The 22,544-nt window shown below is 48.2% G+C and carries 16 protein-coding genes and 1 pseudogene; 11 read left to right on the top strand and 6 right to left on the bottom strand.

Features of this window, described 5'->3' with window-relative positions; translation table 11 throughout:
• Nucleotides 1-117: 117 nt before the first annotated feature.
• From galB to A8O23_RS07780, 3 genes are all read left to right on the top strand, one after another.
• The gene (galB, locus tag A8O23_RS07790) at nt 118-2,544 is read left to right on the top strand and encodes a beta-galactosidase GalB (RefSeq protein ID WP_066619561.1); all 2,427 of its coding nucleotides are present in this window, start codon (nt 118-120) and stop codon (nt 2,542-2,544) included.
• A 90-nt stretch (nt 2,545-2,634) separates the two neighbouring features.
• Entirely contained in the window at nt 2,635-3,306 is a 672-nt protein-coding gene (locus tag A8O23_RS07785; protein ID WP_066619113.1) for a GDSL-type esterase/lipase family protein, read from the top strand.
• Between the two features lie 124 nt (nt 3,307-3,430).
• On the top strand, nt 3,431-5,851 hold the full coding sequence (locus A8O23_RS07780) for a glycosyl hydrolase family 95 catalytic domain-containing protein (RefSeq protein WP_074988340.1): 2,421 nt from the start codon (nt 3,431-3,433) through the stop codon (nt 5,849-5,851).
• Nucleotides 5,852-6,199: 348 nt separating this feature from the next.
• Here the strand turns inward: A8O23_RS07780 and A8O23_RS07775 are convergent, their stop codons facing one another.
• Nucleotides 6,200-6,613, bottom strand: a complete 414-nt coding sequence (locus tag A8O23_RS07775; protein ID WP_066619098.1) for an STAS/SEC14 domain-containing protein — start codon at nt 6,611-6,613, stop codon at nt 6,200-6,202.
• A 147-nt stretch (nt 6,614-6,760) separates the two neighbouring features.
• Nucleotides 6,761-7,999, bottom strand: a complete 1,239-nt coding sequence (locus tag A8O23_RS07770; RefSeq protein ID WP_066619090.1) for an HD domain-containing protein — start codon at nt 7,997-7,999, stop codon at nt 6,761-6,763.
• Between the two features lie 135 nt (nt 8,000-8,134).
• On the opposite strand from A8O23_RS07770, the gene porX reads away from it, so the two are divergent.
• From porX to A8O23_RS07750, 4 genes and pseudogenes are all read left to right on the top strand, one after another.
• A complete protein-coding gene (porX, locus tag A8O23_RS07765) occupies nt 8,135-9,697 on the top strand; it encodes a T9SS response regulator signal transducer PorX (protein WP_066619088.1) in 1,563 nt (520 codons plus the stop codon).
• Nucleotides 9,690-10,168: pseudogene (tsaE, locus tag A8O23_RS22090) on the top strand (tRNA (adenosine(37)-N6)-threonylcarbamoyltransferase complex ATPase subunit type 1 TsaE). The gene porX and the pseudogene tsaE overlap by 8 nt, the downstream one beginning before the upstream one ends.
• Complete coding sequence (locus A8O23_RS07755) at nt 10,143-11,372, top strand: alanine dehydrogenase (RefSeq protein ID WP_066619559.1); 1,230 nt, start codon at nt 10,143-10,145, stop codon at nt 11,370-11,372. Before tsaE ends, A8O23_RS07755 begins: the two are co-directional and overlap by 26 nt.
• Nucleotides 11,373-11,713: 341 nt before the next feature.
• Nucleotides 11,714-12,205: a hypothetical protein gene (locus tag A8O23_RS07750; RefSeq protein ID WP_066619085.1), complete on the top strand. Its 492-nt coding sequence runs from the start codon at nt 11,714-11,716 to the stop codon at nt 12,203-12,205.
• 95 nt (nt 12,206-12,300) lie between these two features.
• Here A8O23_RS07750 and A8O23_RS07745 read toward each other — a convergent pair whose 3' ends face one another.
• The 4 genes from A8O23_RS07745 to A8O23_RS07730 form a co-directional block, all read right to left on the bottom strand.
• On the bottom strand, nt 12,301-13,212 hold the full coding sequence (locus A8O23_RS07745) for a flavin reductase family protein (RefSeq protein WP_066619082.1): 912 nt from the start codon (nt 13,210-13,212) through the stop codon (nt 12,301-12,303).
• 207 nt (nt 13,213-13,419) lie between these two features.
• A complete protein-coding gene (fahA, locus tag A8O23_RS07740; protein ID WP_192849037.1) occupies nt 13,420-14,694 on the bottom strand; it encodes a fumarylacetoacetase in 1,275 nt (424 codons plus the stop codon).
• 864 nt (nt 14,695-15,558) lie between these two features.
• A complete protein-coding gene (locus A8O23_RS07735; protein WP_066619073.1) occupies nt 15,559-15,828 on the bottom strand; it encodes a NifU family protein in 270 nt (89 codons plus the stop codon).
• A 4-nt stretch (nt 15,829-15,832) separates the two neighbouring features.
• Nucleotides 15,833-16,936, bottom strand: coding sequence for an Mrp/NBP35 family ATP-binding protein (locus A8O23_RS07730; protein WP_066619068.1), 1,104 nt, complete (start codon nt 16,934-16,936; stop codon nt 15,833-15,835).
• Between the two features lie 300 nt (nt 16,937-17,236).
• On the opposite strand from A8O23_RS07730, the gene A8O23_RS07725 reads away from it, so the two are divergent.
• From A8O23_RS07725 to A8O23_RS07710, 4 genes are all read left to right on the top strand, one after another.
• Nucleotides 17,237-17,611 carry an META domain-containing protein gene (locus A8O23_RS07725; protein WP_066619064.1) on the top strand — a complete coding sequence of 125 codons (375 nt, stop codon included), beginning with the start codon at nt 17,237-17,239 and terminating at the stop codon, nt 17,609-17,611.
• Between the two features lie 313 nt (nt 17,612-17,924).
• Nucleotides 17,925-19,892, top strand: a complete 1,968-nt coding sequence (gene dnaG, locus A8O23_RS07720) for a DNA primase (RefSeq protein WP_066619058.1) — start codon at nt 17,925-17,927, stop codon at nt 19,890-19,892.
• A gap of 709 nt (nt 19,893-20,601) precedes the next feature.
• Complete coding sequence (locus tag A8O23_RS07715; RefSeq protein ID WP_066619055.1) at nt 20,602-20,940, top strand: P-II family nitrogen regulator; 339 nt, start codon at nt 20,602-20,604, stop codon at nt 20,938-20,940.
• Between the two features lie 75 nt (nt 20,941-21,015).
• Nucleotides 21,016-22,320, top strand: a complete 1,305-nt coding sequence (locus A8O23_RS07710; protein WP_082882948.1) for an ammonium transporter — start codon at nt 21,016-21,018, stop codon at nt 22,318-22,320.
• Nucleotides 22,321-22,544: the final 224 nt, after the last annotated feature.

Here is a 22,544-nt window from a genome sequence, read left to right as displayed (position 1 = left end):
AAGTCGGCACAAGCGGACGCTTGCGCCATTAAATTGACATTCAAATAAACATGTTCTGGGCTTGTTTTGGAGAAAACAGGTCCAAAACAGAAGCTCAATCAAACAGCTATAAAAATAATGCGGCAAAAACTGCACTCCCACTTACTTCTTTTCTTGGCACTTGGGCTTTTAGCCAGTTGCTCTACCATGCAAACCAGCGTGCGGGAGCGGCAGGAGTTCACCAAAAATTGGGCCTTCAGTCTGGGCGAAAATCCACAGGCCAAAGAAACCAACTTCAATGACAATCAATGGCGGAAACTCAACTTGCCGCACGACTGGAGCATTGAGGGCCAGTTCAGTGAGAAACACCCAGCCAGCTACAACGGCGGTGCTTTGCCTGGCGGCATAGGTTGGTACCGCAAAACCTTTACCGTCTCTGAGGCGGACAAAGACAAGCTGTTCTTCATTTACTTTGATGGGGTGTACCACAACTCTGAAGTTTGGGTGAACGGGCATTATCTGGGCAAGCGGCCGAATGGCTACATCTCCTTTAGGTATGACCTCACGCCACATCTAAAGTTTGGGCAGGAGAATGTAGTGGCGGTAAAAGTGGATAACTCACAGCAGCCCAACTCCCGCTGGTACTCCGGCTCCGGCATTTACCGGAACGTGTGGTTGGTGAAGACCAATCCGGTGCACGTGGCGCAGTATGGCACCTTTGTGACTACCCCAGAGGTGTCGGAACAATCGGCTAAAGTGGCGGTGAGTACCAGCATCAACAACCCTAGGCAGCAAGCAGGTAAATTTTCTTTACAGACGCTGGTGCTAGATGCCGAGGGAAACACAGTAGCCAAAACCGATGCTGAAAAAATTTCGCTGACCAACCCCGCCACCGAGGTAAAGCAGGAGTTGACCGTTACTAATCCTAAGTTGTGGTCTCCGGAGCAGCCTTATTTATATAGAGTAGTCACGCTGGTGCAAAAAGATGGCAACACCATCGACAATTACGAGACGCCGCTGGGTATTCGAGAATTCCGGTTTGATGCGAAAGAGGGATTCTTCCTGAACGGAAAGCCCATGAAGATTCTGGGCGTCTGCAACCACCACGACCTAGGGGCTCTGGGCGCGGCCATTAACGTACGGGCGCTGGAGCGTCAGCTGGAAATAATGCGCGGCATGGGGGTAAATGCTATCAGAACCTCTCACAATCCGCCTGCCCCGGAACTGCTGGACTTGTGCGACCGCATGGGCTTCATTGTCATGGATGAGGTCTTTGACATGTGGAAGAAAAGCAAAACCAAGTTTGACTACAGTCAGGTGTGGGACGAGTGGCACCAGCAGGATTTAGCCGATTTCATCAAACGCGATCGCAACCACCCAAGCGTTTTCATTTGGAGCATAGGCAACGAGATACCAGAGCAGTGGGGGCCGGAGGGTACGCCTATTGCCAAGGAACTGGCCGCCATTGTAAAAAGCTTAGACCCTACCAGACCCATCACCGCTGGTTTAAATGAACCTTACCCGCACAACAGCATTTTTAAAGCCGGTGTGTTGGATTTGGTGGGTTTCAACTACCACCACCAGGATTTCGAGAAGTTCCCGCAGACGTTCCCGGGCCAGAAATTCATTGCCACCGAAACCACCTCGGCCTTGGCCACCCGCGGGCACTACGATATGCCTTCAGACAGCATCCGCCGCTGGCCCTACAAGTGGGATGAGAAATTTGTGGACGGAAACAAAGACCTCACTGTGTCGGCGTATGACAATGTGAGTACGCCATGGGGCTCTACCCACGAAGAAACCTGGAAAATCATGAAGAAGCACCCGTTCCTCTCGGGTATGTTTATCTGGACCGGTTTCGATTATTTGGGCGAGCCAACGCCGTACACCTTCCCCGCCCGAAGTTCCTACTTTGGCGTGGTTGATTTAGCCGGCATCCCCAAAGACACTTACTACATGTACCAAAGCGAGTGGACAGATAAACCCGTGCTGCACATTTTCCCGCACTGGAACTGGGAGCCCGGCAAAATCGTGGACGTATGGGCTTATTATAATAACGCTGAGGAGGTAGAACTCTTCCTGAACGGTAAGTCTTTAGGCACAAAAAAGAAGCAGGGCGATGACCTGCACGTGATGTGGCGCCTGCCTTTCCAGCCGGGCACCTTACGGGCAGTTTCCAGACGCAACGGCCAAGAAGTTCTTACCAAAGAAATCAAAACCGCTGGCGCCCCCGCCAAGATCATTCTGGAAGCCGACCGCAGCCAACTAAAAGCAGACGGCAAAGACCTTTCGTTCGTGACCGTGAGAATAGTGGACAAAGACGGCAACCTGGTGCCGAGGGCAGATAATCTTGTAAACTTCAAGCTAAACGGCAAAGCCACCATTGCCGGCGTAGACAATGGCCTTCAAACCAGTATGGAACCCTTTAAAGCCAACTACCGCAGCACTTTCAACGGCTTGGCTTTGGCCATCATTCAAGCTACGGAAGAAGCTGACACCGTGAAATTAACCGCTACTTCAGAAGGCCTGGAACCTGCTACGGTAGTTATTCAGGTGAAGGAATAGTGGTCTGTTTGGAGGGTGAATTTTTACTAATACCATTGTTTTAGGCTTGTTTTTTAGAAATTAGGCCCAAAACAGAAACTTAACTTAATCATGAAACATCCTTTTAAAGCCAGATTACACTCTTACTTTGCTCTGTTGATTCTGCTGTTGGTGGGCTTACAGACGCAGGCGCAGGATAGGATAAAAATAGCTTGCGTAGGCAACAGCATTACCGAAGGGTATGGTCTCAAAGTAACGTACCCGCAGGCCCTGCAACAGATGTTGGGTGATGCTTATGAGGTCCGCAACTTTGGGTTAGGCGGACGCACCCTCCTCAAGCAGGGAGACCACCCTTATTGGAACGAAGACAAATACAAGGAAGTGCTGGCATGGCAGCCGGATATTGTCATCATTAAACTGGGCACCAACGACACCAAGCCGCAGAACTGGAAGTTCAAAGATGAGTTCGTCCCGAATTACGTGGCCTTCGTGAATTCCTTTAAAGCACTGCCATCTGAGCCAAAGGTGTTTTTAGCTTTGCCCATGCCAGCGTTTGAAATAAAGTGGGGCATCAACGGGGACATCGTCAAAAACGAAGTGATTCCGGCGGTAAAGGAAGTGGCCAAACAAACCAAAGCGAAGACCATAGATCTGTACACTCCCTTTCTAGGGAAAGCCAACCTGACCTACGATCAAATTCACCCTAATGAAGAAGGAGTTGTCTTGCTGGCATCCGAAGTCTTTAAAGGGCTCCCGAAAAAGAAGGTAAAGAAGAAAAAGTAAATCAAGCAATAGTGTGTTTTGGAGCTGTTTTCCTTAAAACAGCTCCAAAACAAGTGGCTGGAATCAGATTCGCCACCAATGATATGGCTTTTCTTCAGGACACGATTAATTTAACTCAAAGCACATGTGCCGTCGTTTCCTGTATTTGATTTTGAGTTGTCTCCTCTTGATGGGTACTGAGTCAGCCTTTGCCCAAGCAGATCCGTTTGCGGCTCCTAAAAAAGGCTTCGCCAGTTGGTTGCCGGCTCCGGCTTGGGAGCACGCGCTATTGAGCGGCAACGGGACTATGGGTGCCATGGTCATGGGGAATCCGCATGACGAGACTATTATTCTGAACCACGCGCTGCTGTATTTGCCCAACAGTCAGCCGCTGCCGCCCATTGACCAAGCCAGCCGTTTAGCCGAAATCCGGTCTTTGATTCTGCAAGGCAAATACGAAGAAGCGGCCAAAATTCCGGTGGAGCAGAGCCTGAAAGAAGGCTACGGTGGCCACCGCTGGTCAGATCCGTACGTGCCCGCCTTTGACGTGCGCCTTCAATTGGAGCCCACCAACATTGAAAAGTACGTGCGCATGGTTGACTTTGAAACCGGTGAGGTCAAAGTAGTCTGGACCGATAAAAACGGCACCTACACCCGCAAAGTCTTCGTGTCAAGGCCCGACAGCGCGGTAGTGATTTCCCTGAAAGGCACGGGCAAGATCAACGGCAGGCTGTCCTTTGCCCGTCGCCCGGTAGAATGGACCCAGTGGGAGCTCATCAACAGCACTATTGAAAGTGTCAACATAGAGGCCTCTGAAAACAAATGGCTCAGCTACCGCAGTGGCTATAAAAAGCGCTGGCCGGGCAGCTTGCAGGGCTATGAGGGGGTTGGAAGGGTAGAAGTGAAAGGCGGAACTTCCCTAACCGAGGGTCAGGAAATGGTCATTCAGAATGCTGATGAGGTTTTAGTGTTCATCAAGATCAACGCCAACTACAACTACGCGCAATCTCAGGTAGCCCAAATAAAGCAGTACTTATCGGGGTTGCCCGCAGATTACCAAACGCTGGTGAACCGCCACCGGAACGTGCACGGCGAGCTGTTCAACCGGGTGCAGTTAAATTTGGGTGGGGGAGTGCAAGAAACGGAGCTGTACAGCGAAACCATGAACCTTAAAACCCAAAGCGGCAAGGTTTCTCCGGCCATCATTGAAAAGCAGTTTAACGCCGCGCGCTACCACATCATCTCGGCCACCGGCACCAATCCTCCTAATCTGCAGGGCATCTGGGGCGGCTCCTGGACTCCGCCCTGGTCCGCAGATTTTACCCACGACGGTAACGTGGAAGTAGCCATCTCGGCCTTGCTCACCAGTCGCACGCCTGAGCTCATGCTGGCCTATTTTGATTACCACGATGAGCGCCTGCCCTTTTACCGCGACAATGCCAAGAGAATGTTCGGCACCCGAGGCATTCACGTGCCCTCGCACACCAGCAGCCACGGCTGGGACAACCACTTCGACCCTATCTGGTGCCTCAGCCTCTGGACCGGTGGGGCCGGCTGGACCGCCAGTTTCTACCATGACTATTGGCTGCACACCGGAGACAGGAAATTCCTGAAAGAGCGGGCGTACCCGTTCATGAAAGAAGCTGCCCTGTTTTATGAAGACTTTGTGACCGTTGGCGAAGACGGTAAATACATGTTCAATCCATCATATTCCCCCGAAAACAACCCAACCAACTCCAAATCTCAAGCCAGCATCAACGCGACCATGGACGTCATGATTGCCAAGCAACTGCTCCGGAATTGCATTAACGCCGCGCAGGAACTAAAAACAGACAAAGTACAGGTGAAGAAGTGGCAGGAAATGCTCACCAAAATGCCCACTTACGAGCTGGATGAGAGTGGAGCGCTGAAAGAATGGCTCTGGCCGGGGCTGCAAAACAACCACCAGCACCGCCACCTCTCGCACCTTTACAGCCTCTACGACCAGATTAATCCCGATTTCAAAAATAACCCCAAGCTGCTGGCAGGAGCGCGTAAAGTGATAGAAGAGAAAATGAAGTTCCGCTACCGAGAGAATGGCGGCGAAATGGTGTTCGGACTGGCACAAATGGCCTTTGTCACCGCCAACCTCGAAGACGCCACCACCACTGCTCAACTCATAGACTGGCTCGCCCGCTACTACTGGACCAACGGCCTGGCCACCTACCATAACCCCGGCAACCTCTTCAACATGGACCTGAGCGGAGGCTATCCGTCTGTCATTATGCGGGCGCTGGTGTATTCAGAGCCGGGGCTGGTAAAACTACTTCCTGCAAAACCCGAAGCCTGGGAAAACGGCAGCATTTCAGGTCTGCTCCTGCGAGGTGGAGTACTAGTTAATGAGTTGAAATGGGCTCCCAAAGAGGTAACAGCAGTTTTACATTCTGACAAAAAGCAGATGCTAACGGTGCAAGTGCCCAACGGTATGAGGTTAGTATCTGGCGGCAAAGCTGAGGAGGATGGAGGTAAGGTGAAAGTAATGTTGCCAGCCGGTAAAGAAGTAAAACTAGTGTTTGCGAAAGAGTAGCTTTAGGGAGGTCTTTCCCCCTGGTAAAGCAGTTGTTATTAGCTAATTCTGCTTTTGGAGAGGGTAGGGGTTTTTTACACAGGAAAGCCACGCACAGTTGATCTGATTGTTTTGCGGTCATCCCGAGCAACGCCGAGGGATCTAACGAAGCTCATTTTCATAAAAGGGTGATTCACTGCAACCACAGCAGATTGGCCAAGACCTACCCATAGATAGAAAGAGAAAACAATAGATTGGCATAACCGGCAGGTTTGCCCATTCCTTTTTAAATAAAAACCGTCTGCTTTAGGGCTGCTTTTACAAAAACAGCCCTAAAGCAGACGGGAAAGTAATAGCAACCAGAATATCTTAAATGGTCTCGGCTACCGAGGCTTTTAGCCACGCCAATGCTTCAGTTCTTTGGGTAAAGGTTCTTAGTTCCACCGTCAGGTTTATTTCTTGCTTTACTTGCTCAACCTGTTGCTCGCGCTTTTTGTCTTTGGTCAGAACACGGGCAAGTTTTTGCAATCGGGTAGTCATGATGTTCAGCCCAAACTCCTTCAAAACTTCTTTATACTCCTCGCCCTCCAAGTCAATATTAGCCTTGGTTGAATCAATCAGAAGCCGCTTTATGTCATAATTTCGAATATGGTCTACCAGCACTTTAAGAGCCTGTCGTATTTCCGGCAGCAGGACATGTTGCATATCAGGCCATTCCACAAACAAAATGTCAGTAGCAGGGTCGTAATCTAAGGTTAAGATACCGCTTTGGTAAATGATCATATAGAAAATATCAGGTGGTGCTTTGTGAAATTGTTTACGGGCGAAGTTCTTTTTTTATAATGGCTATTTCGTGTAGTTTCCTTGAAACAGACAAAAAGCAAAAAGGTTTAACTTTTAAATATATCAAAAAGTATATTAAAATTCAACCTACAAACTCAGCCTAGCAATTTCCTTTGGGTAACACACGTAAAACTTCTCCACTTTTTTACTTAAAGCCTGAATATTAGGTAAATCAGATGCGTGCGCTACGTCTACCACTGTGCTGCTTTTGGTGAGAACATTAATATTCTCTCCGCCACTTTCGTAGGCATTGTTACTGATTTTCCCCTCTACCACCAGGTAATGCACCTCCTCTTCGCTAAGGTCGAAATGATCCTGCGCCAGCTCACGCACGCCCGCCAGAAATTCCTCGTCGAACGGAGTAGGGGAAAGCCAAATTTTGAACAGCTTGCGCTCCAGCATGCAGGTAGAAAGGTAGCTCAGGATCTTGTCTGGGTGATGGGCCCACACTTTAATGCCGCTCCACACATCGTAGTCATCTAGTGACACAAACCGCTTCATGATAGACGGGTCGCGCTCGAAGTCCAGAATGGAGACTGTTTGTTTCAGGAAGTACTGTAGGTTGGGGCTGGCGGGTACTTCTACACCGCGTTGCGTTAGCTCACGGGCGCGCTGCATGATCTTCATGACCATTTGCTCGGCACTGGTTACGGTTTTGTGCATGTACACCTGCCAGTACATGAGGCGGCGGCTTACCAGAAAGCTTTCAATGGAATAAATGCCCTTTTCCTCTACTACCAGGTGGTCGTCGTGCACGTTCAGCATCTTGAGCAGTCGGTCTGCACCTATCTTGCCCTCAGACACCCCAGTGTAAAAGCTGTCGCGGTTCAGGTAGTCCAGGCGGTCCACATCCAGCTGGCTGCTCACCAGTTGGTGGAAGAAGCGCCGCTCATAGCTGTCGGTGAAAATATCAATGGCCAATTGCAGCCTGCCGTTGAACTGCTGGTTCAGCAGCTCCATAATGTGCAAAGAAATCTGTTCGTGCGGCACCTGGTTGAAAATGGCCGTTTCCAGAGCGTGGGAGAATGGGCCGTGGCCTACATCGTGCAGCAGAATGGCGGCCATGGAGGCTTCGCACTCTTTATCGGAAATACGGTTATCTTTACCGCTCAGGCTCTGTAGTGCTATGCTCATTAGGTGCATGGCTCCCAAAGCATGATGAAAACGTGTATGCAAGGCCCCTGGGTAAACAAACTCCGTCAGCCCCAATTGCTTAATGCGGCGCAGTCGCTGAAAGTAGGGGTGCTGAATAATGTCAAAGAGTAAGTCTGACGGTACGGTGATAAAGCCGTATACAGGGTCGTTGAAGATTTTTTTCTTATTCAAGATAACTTAGTTCTTCTTGTGTCCGTTGTCGTTAAATGATTTAGGTGCGCTTCTATACGCAAATTTTGCCTTGGCGGAACGTATATTTTGCTCACTTAAAATGCGCCACAACCCAAACTATGAAAAATATAAACTATGCAAAGATATAGTATTTTATGGGCCGATGATGAAATAGACCTGCTCAAGCCCCATATTCTGTTCCTGCAGGAACGCGGTTACGACGTTACCCCCGTGAACAGCGGCGCCGATGCCGTTGAGCAGGTACAGGAGCAAACCTATGACATTGTCTTCCTTGATGAAAATATGCCGGGCCTTAGCGGTCTGGAAGCGCTGAGTGAAATAAAAGCCCTGCGCCCCGGCTTGCCGGTGGTCATGATCACCAAAAGCGAAGAAGAAAGCATTATGGAAGAGGCTATCGGCTCTAAAATAGCCGATTACCTCATCAAGCCTATCAACCCCAACCAGATTCTGCTTTCGGTGAAGAAGATACTGGACAACCGCCGGCTGGTAGATGAAAAAACCAACAGTTCATACCAGCGCGATTTCCGGACCCTGGGTATGGCCTTCGGTGACCGCCTCAATTACCAGGAATGGGCCGATGTGTACAAAAAGCTGGTGTACTGGGAGCTGGAGATCTACGAGACCGAGGGGAAAAGCATGGCCGAAGTCATCAATATGCAGAAAGACGAGGCGAACACCAACTTCGCCAAGTTTATCATGGACAGCTATGAGGAGTGGGTGAACGATGAAAGCGACGAAACACCGCTCATGAGTCACCGTCTGTTCAAAGAGCGGGTGTTCCCCATGATGAAAGAAAGCGACACGCCTGTGTACTTCATCTTGATAGACAACCTGCGCTACGACCAATGGAAAGTGCTGGAGCCCATCATCACCGATTACTTTAATGTAGACCAAGAGGAGATGTACTATTCTATCTTGCCTACCACCACTGCCTACGCCCGAAACGCCATTTTTTCAGGCATGCTGCCCGCCGACATTGCCAAGCGCTACCCTAACCTATGGGTGTCTGACGATGAGGAGGAAGGCAAGAACCTGCACGAAGAAGAGTTTCTGGAGATACAGTTGCAGCAGAACAAAATCAACGAGAAATTCAGCTACCATAAGATTCTGCACAACACGGCTGGCCGTGAGCTGCTGAGCAAGTTCAGCAACCTTGATAACAACAAGCTGAACGTGATTGTCTACAACTTCGTGGACATGCTCAGCCATGCCCGTACCGACATGCAGATGATTCGGGAGTTGGCCGCCGACGAGGCTGCTTACCGCTCGCTTACCCGCTCATGGTTTATGCACTCGCCGCTTTTTGACACCTTAAAAGCCATAGCCGATAAGAAAGGCCGCCTCATCATCACCACCGACCACGGCACCATACGGGTGAAGAAGCCTTTCAAAATTGTGGGCGACCGCAACACCAACACCAACCTGCGGTACAAGCACGGAAAGAACCTGGGCTTCACTGATAAAGATGTGCTGGTGGCGCGCAAGCCGGAGCGTTTTCATTTGCCAAAAAGCAATGTGTCTACGGCCTACGTCTTCGCTATGAATGATGACTTCTTTGCGTACCCTAACAATTACAACTACTACGTGAACCACTACAAAGACACGTTCCAGCACGGCGGCGTATCTTTAGAAGAGTGCATTATTCCATTTATAACGTTGAGTCCTAAAAATGCCTGAGCAGGAGGTGCTGAAAGAGCAGAAGCTAACCCTATTGTCTAAAGCAGATTTACCTCAGGCAGCCGCTGATTTTCTGTCATTTATAGAGGAAAAAAAGGTAATTTTGTTCGAGGGCGAAATGGCGGCCGGAAAAACCACATTCATAAAGGCTATATGTGAAGCCTTAGGTGTGGAGGAGCCGGTGAGCAGCCCTACCTTTGCATTGGTAAATGAATACGAAGGAGCCAACCAAGAACTCATTTACCATTTGACTTTTACCGGATAGATCATCCGGCAGAGGCCCTGGACATGGGTGCCCTGGAATATTTTGGCTCCGGAAATTTGTGTCTGATAGAATGGCCCTCAAAAGTGGCAGAATTGCTTCCGCAGGACCGTGTAGAAGTAACCCTTGAGCATGGTCCTACAGACGAAGCTAGAAATATTACAATGAGAGTATATGGAGGAAATGAAGGAGAAGACCAGCGGGTTTGAGGCCCTTACCAAAGCAACCGCTCGGAGCCTGATGCCCAAAGAGTCAATGCTGGCGGTAGAGACCCGCAAGCGCTCGCTCTTCATTGGCATTCCCAAAGAGTCTTCTTTGCAGGAGAACCGCATTGGCCTCACCCCCGAAGCCGTAAAGCAACTCACCGACCACGGCCATGAAATTTGGATCGAATCTGGGGCCGGTGAGCCTTCTAAATACTCAGACCATGAATTCTCTGAGGCGGGTGGCGTGATTGTGTACTCAGCCAGAGAAGTGTACGAGGCGGATATTATTCTGAAGATTGCGCCGCCTACCTATGATGAAATGGAGTATTTCCGGCCGGGGCAAACGCTTATTTCGGCGCTTCAATTAGGTAGTCTCACCTCCGATTATATAAACTCTCTCTGCCGCAAGCGCATCAACGCCATTTCATTTGAACTGCTCAAAGACAAGTCAGAATCAAAGCCTGTAGTACGCGCCATGAGTGAAATTGCTGGCAGTACCGTCATGCTGATAGCCGCAGAATACCTGAGCAGCAGTAACGAAGGGAAAGGTGTCATTCTAGGCGGAATCACCGGTGTTCCTCCGTCTAAGGTAGTGATCATAGGGGCCGGTACCGTAGCCGAATATGCCACCCGTGCGGCATTGGGTCTGGGGGCTGAGGTAAAAGTGTTTGATGATCACCTCTACAAGCTTCGCCGCCTGAAACACAACGTAGGTACCCAGCTGTTTACTTCTACCCTAGACCATACTATTCTGCACAAAGAAATTCAAGATGCTGACGTAGTTATTGGTGCTGTGACCGCCGACGAGGGCCAGGTTCCCTGCATGATTTCCGAAGACGTGGTAGCTGGAATGAATCCTGGTTCCGTGATTATAGACGTGAGTATAGACGAGGGCGGTTGCTTTGAAACGTCAGAAATGACCACGCACAACCGGCCTGTGTACCGCAAATATGATGTGATTCATTACTGCGTACCAAATATACCGTCAAGGGTGCCAAGAACTGCCACCAAAGCCTTGAGCAATATTTTCACGCCCATGTTCCTGGAGGTGTCTAAATATGGCGGCATCAACGAAGCGCTGTTTACCCACGAGCATTACCGCAGTGGAGTGTACATTTACAAAGGCAGCCTGACCAATGCACCTATTGCCAAGAAATTTAATATGCGATATAAAGAGTTAAGCCTGATGATTGCCGTTCGTAATTGAGAGGAAGTCAGATTTTAAATATTAAACACAAGATTTTTGAAATCCGTTTAGGGGCTGTTTTTAATAAAACAGCCCCTAAACGGATTCTTTTTTTTCTGCGATGTAGTCTGGTTAAATGACTTAGAAGTATTTTCCAGGCCTGCTTATGTCTGTGCCAGTAGCTGTTGCCAAGGCAGCAACAACGACGAAAATAGACTGGCTATCAAAAGTGCGCATAGCGCTGCTCTAAATCGACCTGTAATAATGTTTGTACTGTTTTGAAGCTGTTTTTCTGAAAACAGCTTCAAAACAGTATTTTTAGACAAAGCAAAGTGTGACCAGTGCTACTGTATAGGGTTAGTATGAAGAAAGTCTGTTTATTAATTTTGATTTGTGTTACCGTAATTCAGGTATATGCCCAGAGGCAATACTCGGGAGTGTACTATAACCACTTTGGGGAGGAAATAGAGCTTAATCCGGATTCAACGTTTTTACACACGTGGCGCTTTGACTTATCTTCTAGCTGGACCCAGGGAAGTTGGAGAGTAGTGGACGACACTGTCTATTTTAGAATAGTACCTGTTTATGATACGGTAAGGCAAGAGAACCGCAGAGACTCTTTGGTGTTGTCGTTAGATCTTTTGCCAGAGGTTATCTCACCAGAACATTACTCGCTTCACGGCTTGTTTAGTGGAGGGCAAAACATCAGGAAAATTCCGGAAAAGCTCTTTTACAGCAAAGACAGATTACTCCACATCAATAACAAAGGCAAATTGCAGAAGAAAAAAGTAAAAGGCACCTGGACATTGAAAAAGCATGTGCCTTGGTTTAAAAAGAGAAAACCTAGCCATTAGACGTAAAAGCTATTCTTCTTTTCTAGTATAGTTTTTCAACGCCATGTAAATGTGTTTTCAGTCTGTTTTTGCTAAAGTAGCCTGAAAACAGCATCCTAGTTTTCCATTTCTCTGCCGCACACCAGCAATGCTTTCCAGGCCTCGTGCACACGGCCCTCTTCTAACAGCCGCTGGGCCAGCAGGTGAATCTGGCGTTCCTTTTCCTCCTTATTATTTTCATGGGTTTGTACCAGATAGCGGTACATAGGTTCACTGGCGAATTCCTGTAGCTCAGCCTCGGTGGGTATTGTCTCGGTGTTACCCAAGCGGGCCAAGTTGTTGCCCGTCAGTACAGAGCTGTTTCGGATGTGGTCGGGAAGCTGATCTACGCCCATGCCTTTAGTGCGCAGGGGTTTTAGTAATTCAAAAAGGCTGTCGGGGATGGCGCGCAGATACCAATCTCCGCCCAAGCGAGCAACGGCATCGAGTTTAAAAGGGTCTATGGTTTTGCCGTCAGCATTGAAGATGTCTTCCCGAACGTGCAGCAACAGCACTTCGCAGATAACCAGATTAGCCGCGCCACCGCCACTCCCTATGGGTTTTACCTCCAGTACCCTGCACTCAAAAGCGGCTGGGGCTTCGGCCACACGCGGTGGTTTTACCAAAGTAGATGCTTCTGCAGTAAGGCCTGCTTTTATGAATTCATTTACGCCTTTATCATATTCGGTGCTAGCCAACGACATTTGCTCCACAATGGCATAGTTTCCTATGTTTATCACTACCTCACCCGTCTCCAGCACATTATCTAAGGTGTGTTTGCCCGTATTATCCCGCACCCGCCGCGAGGGCGAGAATACCAGCACCGGCGGATTTGACCCAAAGCAGTTAAAGAAACTAAACGGGCTGAGGTTCACATTTCCCTCGTTGTCTACCGTGCTGGCAAATGCAATGGGCCGTGGCGCTATGGCTCCCAACATCAAAGGATGAAACTCATTGGTGGGTATTTCTTTAGGATTGAAAGTTTTCATACAATTAGGTTAGGAGACGTAATGAAGGTTGGGTGGATTTGAAACTGTGAGAATTATTCCATGGCGCAAGCGTCCGCTTAAGTCCGCACGCATTCCTGATCACCAATGCGTGCGGAAACAAGCGGACGCTTGCGCCATAAATCTATCTTAATAAGTATTCCTAAAATTTTAAATTTCCACATCTTTTCATTTCCACATCTTCAAATTCTAAAGAGCGCGCATAATTTCTGTCCGGACTTCACCAAAACCAACCCTGATTCCATTTTTCTCAGCGTAACCACGCATGGTAATAATGTCGCCGTCGTGCAGGAACTTACGCTCAGTACCGTCGGGGAGCTGCAGGGGTTTGGTGCCGCGCCAAGTGAGCTCCAGCATAGAGCCATATGAATCTGGAGTAGGGCCGCTGATGGTGCCCGAGGCATACATATCACCTACTTCAATGTTGCAGCCGTTCACGGTATGGTGCGCCAGCTGTTGGTTCATGTTCCAGTACAGGTACTTGTAGTTTGAGCGGCAAATACTTATTTCCTGCTCCAGACCTGGTGCCTGGAGCGTTACATCCAGTTGTATATCAAAGTTACCGTCGCCGCTGTACTCCAGATAAGGAAGAACTTTAGGGTCTTGCTTTGGCCCCAGTACTCTGAAAGGCTCCAAAGCGTCTAAGGTCACCACCCAGGGAGAGATAGACGATGCAAAGTTTTTGGCCAGAAAAGGTCCCAGCGGCACGTACTCCCAAGCTTGAATATCGCGGGCTGACCAGTCATTGAACAACACTAATCCGAAAATGTATTCTTCTGCCTCCAATGTAGTGAGGCTAGTGCCCAAAACGGTGGCCTGCCCAGTGATGAAAGCTACCTCCAGCTCAAAGTCCAGCTGTTTGGTCGGTCCAAAGACGGGGGCATCGGCATCGGCGGGTTTGGTCTGTCCTTTGGGTCGCCTGATGGGGGCACCAGAGGGTATAATGGAGGAGGCGCGGCCATGGTAGCCCACCGGCAGGTGCTTCCAGTTAGGTAAAAGGGCATTGGCCGGATCACGGAACATAGAGCCTACATTAGTGGCGTGGTCAATGCTAGAGTAAAAATCAGTATAATTAGGTACCTTGACCGGCATGAGCATCTGAGCATCTTTTTGCTTAACCAGGCACTCGTACATCAGCTCCCGGTTGTCCCTTATTTCAGGATTGTCGTTGCGGAGTAACTCAGAAATACGCTCCCGCACCTGGCGCCAAATAGGCCGTCCAAGAGCCATAAAATCGTTTAGGTAGGGCCGGTGGAAAACGGTGGGGTCATCTATGTCCAGCATGTCGAAGAGGCGATGCTGAGTAAGGGCATACACATCAACTATATAGTCACCAATGGCAACGCCCACGCGTGGGTCACGGTCAACCGTCTGGAAAATTCCGAAAGGGAGGTTCTGTAGTTGAAAATCACAGTCTGGCGCAATCTGTATCCAAGAGTGGATAGAGGGATCATTGGCTTTCATAGTGGGCTTAGTTAGGTAGCAAACAAAGATAGAAACCTATACGCGAAATGAAAGGGGGAGTGTTTTGGTTTGGTACTTCCGGTCAGATAATCAGGAGCACTCAGGATTCAAAGAGGCCAATTAGCAAGCGGTGAAACGTAGGCAAACTGACTGTGCCCACTTATTATAAATGAGTTCTGAGTCTTGAGTCGCGAGTCCTGAGTCAAAAAAAACAAATTTAATTACCACACCCTCCTTACTGTTTCCTGCGGGAGCGGGCAACGCAGAAGCCGAAGGCGCCGAGGCGCTTAGCGGGAGCACGAGATACAGGTTCAAGTTAGCAGTAGCCACTTCCGCAATGGAACAGCGCACATCGGCCAGGTGGTAAATTTAATGAAGCCCTTACTGTTTGAGCGGCAGCGAGTTTAAGGGCTTCTTGATTCTTTTGGTTAGGTTGAACATCAAGGAGAAAAGTGACAAAACCATGCAAGGAGAGATGCAGACTGAAATAAGGCAGAAGCTGTATTGGGAGCAAAAGGTATTTTTGTTGTTGGTGAAAACATGCAACAACGGCGGGTGATAAAGTGGTGGTGGGGTTTACTTAAAAGGTAGAAGGACTGCGTCTTCGTTAGATCCTTCGGCTGGCGCTCAGGATGACCGCAACAAAGATTAGGATCTGGAATGCGTGGATCTGCTGGTGTAAACATCCCCCTTCGCCCCCTTCAAAGGGGGATTCTGCTTTGAAGTAATGATAAGAGAAGTTGAGGCTTTTCTTACTTCCGTTTTAGGGCTGTTTTTGCTAAAATAGCCCTAAAACGCAAAGCCCGCCAACAGCAGAGGCAAAAGCTTCTACCATTGGCGGGCTGTACAAAATTTAAATTTTATCTATACGTCCATAGGAGTCAAGTTCACGGCCTCAATGCCTTTAATTTCAGGCACGGCACGCATGATAGCCTGCTCAATACCGCCTTTAAAAGTCATAGCCGACATAGGGCAGGAGCCGCAGGCACCCATCAGTTCCAGCTGCACTACCTTTTCTTCAGTAATGTCCAGCACCTTTACGTCACCACCGTCGGTTTTCAGGTAGGGGCGAATGGTGTCAAGGGCGGCCTCCACTTGCTGGAGTAAAATTTCGTTTAGTGCGTTCTCTGCCATATTCTTACGCTTTAATTTCTACTACTTTGGTTTTGCCTAGGCTGGCGTTCCGTACAGAAACCTGACGGGCCACTTCCTGGGCTACCTGTTCAAATGCCTCAGAGGCCGGGTTGCCCGACTGCAAAATCTGCGGGGTTCCCTGGTCGCCGCTTTCGCGGATGCTCTGTACCAGCGGTACTTCACCAATAAACGGAACGCCGTAGCGTTCTGCCAGCTCACGTCCGCCGCCTTGCCCGAAGATATAATATTTATTATCAGGTAACTCGGCCGGCGTGAAATAAGCCATGTTTTCTACCAGTCCTAAGATCGGCACGTTGATTTGCGGCTGACGGAACATCTGCAAACCTTTAACAGCATCGGCAATGGCCACCTTTTGCGGGGTAGTCACAATAATAGCTCCCGTTACGGGTACCGTTTGTACCAACGTCAGGTGAATGTCGCTGGTTCCCGGAGGCAGGTCAATAAGCAAATAATCTAGCTCACCCCAATCTACCTCCGTTATAAACTGCTTTAAGGCGGAGCTAGCCATGGGGCCACGCCATACCACAGCATGCTCTGAAGGCGCCAGAAAACCTATAGATATTAACTTTATACCGTATTTCTCAATAGGCTCAATTAAATTACGTCCATCAGGGGTGCGGTACACGTGAGGGCGGGCATCTTCCACCCCAAACATAGTGGGTACTGAAGGGCCAGAAATATCAGCATCAACCAGACCAACCTTTGCGCCAGATTGTGCCAGTGCCACAGCCAGGTTAGCGGTAAGCGTAGATTTGCCCACACCACCTTTGCCTGAGGCCACAGCAATAATGTTTTTCACGCCTTTCAGCAGCGCCTGGTTGTCTTGACGGGCCGAGGTTACGCGGGAGGTCATATTCACCGTTACGTTCGCATCTTTGTCCACCATAGTATGTATGGCGCGGATACAGGCGTTCCGGATAAGGTCTTTGAGTGGGCAAGCGGGGGTAGTTAGAATAACCGTGAAAGTTACATCTAACCCATTTATCTGTACATCCTCAATCATGTTAAGAGTCACCAAATCTTTGCCCAGATCTGGTTCCTCTACATAACTGAGGGCTCTTAATACTTCTTCTTGGGTAATGGCCATAAGTAAAACAGCGTAATAATTCGCTATGGCAAAGGTACAAACTATATGGGTAACTCCCTATCAAAAGCCGTTTTGGCTTGGTTTACAGAAAGTAAGTCAAAAATAGGTTTTTCGGTGGTGCAATTATTGGGTGAGGGCTGGGTCATAGTAATAACCTAAGTTGTGTTTTATATGAAAACCTAAGTTGCCTGCGTTCATTCAAATTATTTGCTTATCCTGACTACTGTTATCAGTGTCGCCTTCTTTTCGGCTTGCACCCCTGATGGTTCAGAGTTGGATCAAAAATTAACGGGTTCCTAGATGTTTTCTGCCATTGAGCCCGCGGCGGGTAATAATGAAAGCAAGACGTGGTCAGAAATGTGTGCTACGTTGGTTCTGACAGAAGAAGAGGAGCCGGAGCACTCCAGCAAGCTATGGGGATATAAAATGAGCGGCAAAATGCCTATTAACAACTACTTCGGAAATTTTCAGGTTACTGATGATGCTCTTTTGAGGTTGAGCGGAACAATAAAATTTGTCAATCTAGCTTACACAAAAGTAGGCGGAATGGCCAAGCAAATGCAGTTTGAATCATATTATATGGCTGCTTTGAAGTCAGTTGATTCGTACGAAGTGAAAGATGATGTGTTAACGCTTCGTTCAGCTGAGGGTATAGTAACTCTGGTATTTGTATGAGGCGCCTCTAGCTGTGGGCCTCCCATACTATAATTTTTGTAAACCTTTTTCATGGGCTTGCCGTATATTGCGTCTTAAATGGCAGAATGGTTTCGCCATAGCAAAAATACTTAGTCTGTTTTACAGTTCTTTTTTGAAAAACAAGCCTAAAACACATCCCCTTTTGGAGAGCTAGTTTCCCCCGACTAGCTCTTCTTTCATTTTTACCCATTCCTGAGCTTTTCGGCCGCAAATCCTGAACATCTAATAACGAGTCGCTAACAACCAACAGCGAATTCTGTATCTTTGTCTACGCACCGCTTACCGTTTACCCATGGCCCTGATAAAGAAAGAAGTTGTTGACCAGATCATCCAGCAAGCCGACATTGTAGAGGTGGTGGGTGATTTCGTGGATTTGAAGAAGAAGGGCCAGAACATGTGGGCGTGTTGTCCTTTTCACCACGAAAAGTCTCCGTCCTTCAGTGTAGCTCCTAAAAAAGGTATTTACAAATGCTTCGGTTGCGGAAAGGCTGGTAACTCTGTTCAGTTCATCATGGACGTGGAGGGCACCAGCTATGTAGAGGCGCTCCGGTACCTGGCCAAGAAGTACAGCATTGACATTGAGGAAGACCAGAGCCCGGCGGCGGTGCAGGCCCAGAACGAGCGCGACAGTCTGTATATTCTCTCTGACTTCGCCAAGAAATACTTTGTCAACGCCCTGCATAAGAACGACGAGGGCCAGAGCATTGGCATGCCCTACTTCAAGCAGCGCGGTCTTTCAGCGGCTACCATTCAAAAATTTGAACTAGGTTACAGCTTAGACAGCTGGGATGATTTCACCAAGGCGGCCCTAGAGAAAGGTTATCAGCTGAAATACCTGGAGGAAACAGGGCTCACCATTGTCAAGCAAGAAGAGAGCAAGCAGTATGACCGTTTCCGCGGAAGGGTCATGTTTCCTATCCACAACGTAAGTGGTCGTACCATTGGCTTTGGGGCCCGTACGCTCAAAAGCAACGACAAGAAATCTCCTAAGTACGTTAACTCGCCGGAGTCTCGCATTTACCACAAGAGCGACGTGCTCTACGGCATGTTCCAGGCCAAGCAGGCCATTAGGCAAGAAGACGAATGCTTTTTGGTAGAAGGGTATTTGGATGTGCTCTCACTGCACCAGGGCGGCATTGAAAACGTGGTGGCGTCTTCGGGTACGTCTTTGACAGAGAACCAAATCAAACTCATTGGCCGCTACACCAAGAACATTACCGTTCTGTACGACGGTGACCCTGCCGGTATCAAAGCCTCGCTCCGCGGAATTGACTTGATTTTAGAAGGCGGCCTGAATGTGAACGTAGTTCTGTTCCCAGACGGTGACGACCCTGACTCTTATATAAGAAAGGTAGGCGACACGGCTTTTAGAGAATACCTGAAAGCCCACAGCCAAGACTTTATCTCTTTCAAGTCGGAGCTGTTCGCCAAAGAGGCCAAAGATAATCCGGTTAAAAAGGCGGAGGCCATCCGGGAGATGGTTGTATCTATTGCCAAGATACCAGATGCTATTAAGCGCTCAGTATTCCTGAAGCAGTGCAGTATTCAATTCGGCATTGACGAGCAGGTGCTTATTTCGGAGTACAATAAGATTCACCTATCAGAGCAAAAAGCCTCACGTAACCAGCCGCCGCAGCCTACTTCCTATGGCTCATCTTTTGATGAAATGGCGGCTGAGGCAGAAGCCGCGGCCGCGGCAGAGGCCGCCATGTATGAGGAGGAGGACCAGCAGGAGGCGGACCAAACCAGTGTATTGAAGTTACGGGAGCGGGAGGTTATCCGGTGGGTGCTCAATTACGCTGACAAAGAGGTGGACGAAGGGCTTACCGCCAGCCAGTTTATTCTAAGCGAGCTGGAAGATATTGAATTCAGAACACCTATCTATAAGCGCCTCTTTGAAATGTGTAAGCTGAAGCTGGAGCAGGGCTTTGTGCCGTCAGCCTCAGAGTTTATGCAGCATGAAGACAAGGAAATACGCCATGAGGTAATTGACCTGGTGAGCGAGAAATACGAAATCAGCGACGGCTGGGCCACGCATGAAATTTTTGTGCCCCATGAAAGCGACCTGATTGTGTATGGTACCGAGCGCGAGGTGCTGCGGCTAAAATGGCGCAACGTGCAGCTGATGATCAAGAACCACATGAACGAGCTGCCCAACATCCATAATGATCAGGAGCTAGACAAATGCTTGCGCACCATCAAAACACTGAAAGAGCTAGAGAAACAAATAGCTGATATGTTAGGTATTGTGGTGAGCTAAGTTAGGTGTGGTGACTAATGCCCAGTGATAGCTGAAAATTTTATCTTGGGTTAATAAGCAGAGGGGCTGTTTTAAGCCTGTTTTCTCGGAAACAGGTCTAAAACAGCCCCTCTGCTTTTCTATTAGGTACCTGATGCACTGCTGAATTCAGGTAAGCCTGGTTTGGCTGTGTTTCTATACGTAAACCTATTTTGAGAAAGCCTTGTAATGAGCTGTAAATGTTCAGTACAATTCAGGCAAGACCTTTCGTAGCAGAAATTCTCTTGTGCAAGCAAAAGTAAGACTCAGTCACATCTGTTTGCTTCTGCTGCCCATCATCTAAATTTTTAATCCATCTCTCAAAATTTTTTAAACCTAGCAGCACTTGGCTAAGGGCAGCCTATCTGATTTTAGTAATCAGATAGGCTGCATGCGCAAGACATGTGAAAGTGTTAAGAAAAACTCTGATAATATTCTAAAATTTTAATAGAAGGTTCTGCGCCATATATGAAAATAAGATAGTGTTAAAAATGGTGGTCTTATATAATATTTAATATAATAATAAGGTGGTATATTTTAAAGGGGTGTGTTTAATAATGAAGGGGGTGTTCTGTAAAAACATATAAAAATTTATTAATACCCCCTTGCTTTTTAGGGGGTGGAGTGTATATTTATATTGTTTTTGAAAAATATCCCCTCTTGAAATACACTGTTTATAAAATAATACTTAATGAAAAAGATTGAAGCAATCATTAGAACATCCAAATTTGAGGAGGTGTATGAGGCATTATCTCAAATTGGCATTCCTTTTATGTCTACTTATGATGTTAAAGGGTTTGGGCTGGAGCACGGATCGGCTCAAGTGTACCGCGGGGCTACCTATAGCGTGGGGTTTATTCCCAGAACCAAAATAGAGATCGTTGCCACCGATGATCATGTAGATGACGTTGTCTCTACTATTCTACGCATTGCCAATACAGGTAAAGTAGGCGATGGTAAAATCTTCATACTGGATGTAGAGGAAGTCATTAGAATCAGAAACGGCGAAGTGGGGCAAATGGCCTTGTAACGCTGGAATAGTTTATTTCTCTCTTTCCCTCATTACTCATTAATCATTGTTCATTATTCATTAAAACTTTACACCATGTCACAAGAACTATTTGTTGTCAACAATGTCTGGATGATGGTCTCCATCTTTCTGGTATTTGCCATGCACCTTGGGTTTGCCACGCTGGAATCTGGCTTAGCCAGGTCTAAAAACACAGTTAATGTCTTGTTTAAGAACAGCATGATTCTTCCTATTGGGTTGATTACCTACACACTTTGGGGATTTTCAATGATGTACCCAGGCGAAAACTTTGCGGGTGCGTTGTTTGGTTTCTCTGGTTTTGGTATTCCGTTGCCAGAGGGCGGGGAAACCTCTGCTTATAACCCAGGCTACACCTTCTGGACTGATTTCCTGTTTCAGGGGATGTTTGCCGCCACGGCCGCCACTATTGTCTCTGGCGCGGTGGCCGAGCGTATAAAGCTATCTTCGTTTATGATTTTCTCTTTGCTGTTTGTGGGGCTGTGCTACCCTATAGTAGGCATGTGGAAGTGGGGCGGAGGCTTTTTAAATACCTTGGCTACTCCTTTTTATGACTTTGCCGGTTCTACTATAGTACACTCTGTAGGTGGCTGGGGCGCATTGGCCGGTATTATATTGTTAGGTCCAAGAATTGGCAAGTTTGTAGACGGTAAAGCCAAGCCAATTCCGGGCCACAGCATTCCGTTGGCTACTATTGGTGTATTCATATTATGGTTAGGCTGGTTTGGGTTTAACGGTGGTTCAGTTCTTTCCGCTGATCCGGGTGCCGTGTCCAGAGTTTTGGTAATGACTACCTTGGCTGCCGCTGCCGGAGCGGTGGGTGGGTGCCTTATGTCTCAGATTCTGTTCAAAGCAAGTGACCTCACTATGGTATTGAACGGAATTTTAGCAGGTTTAGTGGGCATTACTGCCGGAGCAGACCAAATGGGCGTAGTTGACTCCGTGATTATAGGTTTAGTGGCCGGTTCTTTGGTTGTAGTAGGCGTGATGCTGTTTGACCGCCTTAAGATTGATGACCCGGTTGGTGCTTTGTCGGTGCACTTGATTTGTGGTGTTTGGGGAACGCTGGCGGTTGGTTTGTTTGGTAAGCTTGCCGGAACAGGTCAGTTTGTAAGTCAGCTCATTGGCGTGGGCGCGGTGGGCGCTTTTAGTTTTACCTTTGCTTTTGTAGTGTGGTTTGTCTTGAAAGTGACTACGGGCATTAGAGTAACTGAGCAGGAAGAACTGGAAGGCCTGGATATTCATGAGCACAAGATGCACGCTTACCCAGACATAAATGGGCCGGCCTATGAGCTGAGCATGCCAGAAAAAGAAGAAGTAGTAGTGACGGCCGTTCCCGGCAGAGTAGAGGCGCTGGTCTAATTTCCCTTGTATGATTGGTTTGTGATTGGGCGAATGAAAAAGCCTTTAGTTCAATTCTGACAAACCAATAGAATTCTGAAGACATGGTTGGTAAAAACAGGAGGTAATGTTAGCGCATTACCCCTGTCTTCACCTTCACAAAGAACAACCGTGTCGTTTCTTTTCCGCTTACCCGTTTTTATTAGTAATAGTACCATTCCTGTTTCAGCCATTTTTCCTCAAAC

This window comes from Rufibacter roseus, assembly GCF_001647285.1.
GTDB lineage: Bacteria > Bacteroidota > Bacteroidia > Cytophagales > Hymenobacteraceae > Nibribacter > Nibribacter roseus.
The sequence above is the reverse complement of the archived record's forward strand: the minus strand, read 5'-3'. Positions and strand labels throughout refer to the sequence as shown.

Excerpts from the sequence above, each read along its gene's own strand:
- galB (WP_066619561.1), top strand. The coding sequence starts at position 118 with ATGCGGCAAAAACTGCACTCCCACTTACTTCTTTTCTTGGCACTTGGG.
- A8O23_RS07785 (WP_066619113.1), top strand. The coding sequence starts at position 2,635 with ATGAAACATCCTTTTAAAGCCAGATTACACTCTTACTTTGCTCTGTTG.
- A8O23_RS07780 (WP_074988340.1), top strand. The coding sequence starts at position 3,431 with ATGTGCCGTCGTTTCCTGTATTTGATTTTGAGTTGTCTCCTCTTGATG.
- A8O23_RS07775 (WP_066619098.1), bottom strand. The coding sequence starts at position 6,613 with ATGATCATTTACCAAAGCGGTATCTTAACCTTAGATTACGACCCTGCT.
- porX (WP_066619088.1), top strand. The coding sequence starts at position 8,135 with ATGCAAAGATATAGTATTTTATGGGCCGATGATGAAATAGACCTGCTC.
- A8O23_RS07755 (WP_066619559.1), top strand. The coding sequence starts at position 10,143 with ATGAAGGAGAAGACCAGCGGGTTTGAGGCCCTTACCAAAGCAACCGCT.
- A8O23_RS07750 (WP_066619085.1), top strand. The coding sequence starts at position 11,714 with ATGAAGAAAGTCTGTTTATTAATTTTGATTTGTGTTACCGTAATTCAG.
- A8O23_RS07745 (WP_066619082.1), bottom strand. The coding sequence starts at position 13,212 with ATGAAAACTTTCAATCCTAAAGAAATACCCACCAATGAGTTTCATCCT.
- fahA (WP_192849037.1), bottom strand. The coding sequence starts at position 14,694 with ATGAAAGCCAATGATCCCTCTATCCACTCTTGGATACAGATTGCGCCA.
- A8O23_RS07735 (WP_066619073.1), bottom strand. The coding sequence starts at position 15,828 with ATGGCAGAGAACGCACTAAACGAAATTTTACTCCAGCAAGTGGAGGCC.
- A8O23_RS07730 (WP_066619068.1), bottom strand. The coding sequence starts at position 16,936 with ATGGCCATTACCCAAGAAGAAGTATTAAGAGCCCTCAGTTATGTAGAG.
- A8O23_RS07725 (WP_066619064.1), top strand. The coding sequence starts at position 17,237 with ATGTTTTCTGCCATTGAGCCCGCGGCGGGTAATAATGAAAGCAAGACG.
- dnaG (WP_066619058.1), top strand. The coding sequence starts at position 17,925 with ATGGCCCTGATAAAGAAAGAAGTTGTTGACCAGATCATCCAGCAAGCC.
- A8O23_RS07715 (WP_066619055.1), top strand. The coding sequence starts at position 20,602 with ATGAAAAAGATTGAAGCAATCATTAGAACATCCAAATTTGAGGAGGTG.
- A8O23_RS07710 (WP_082882948.1), top strand. The coding sequence starts at position 21,016 with ATGTCACAAGAACTATTTGTTGTCAACAATGTCTGGATGATGGTCTCC.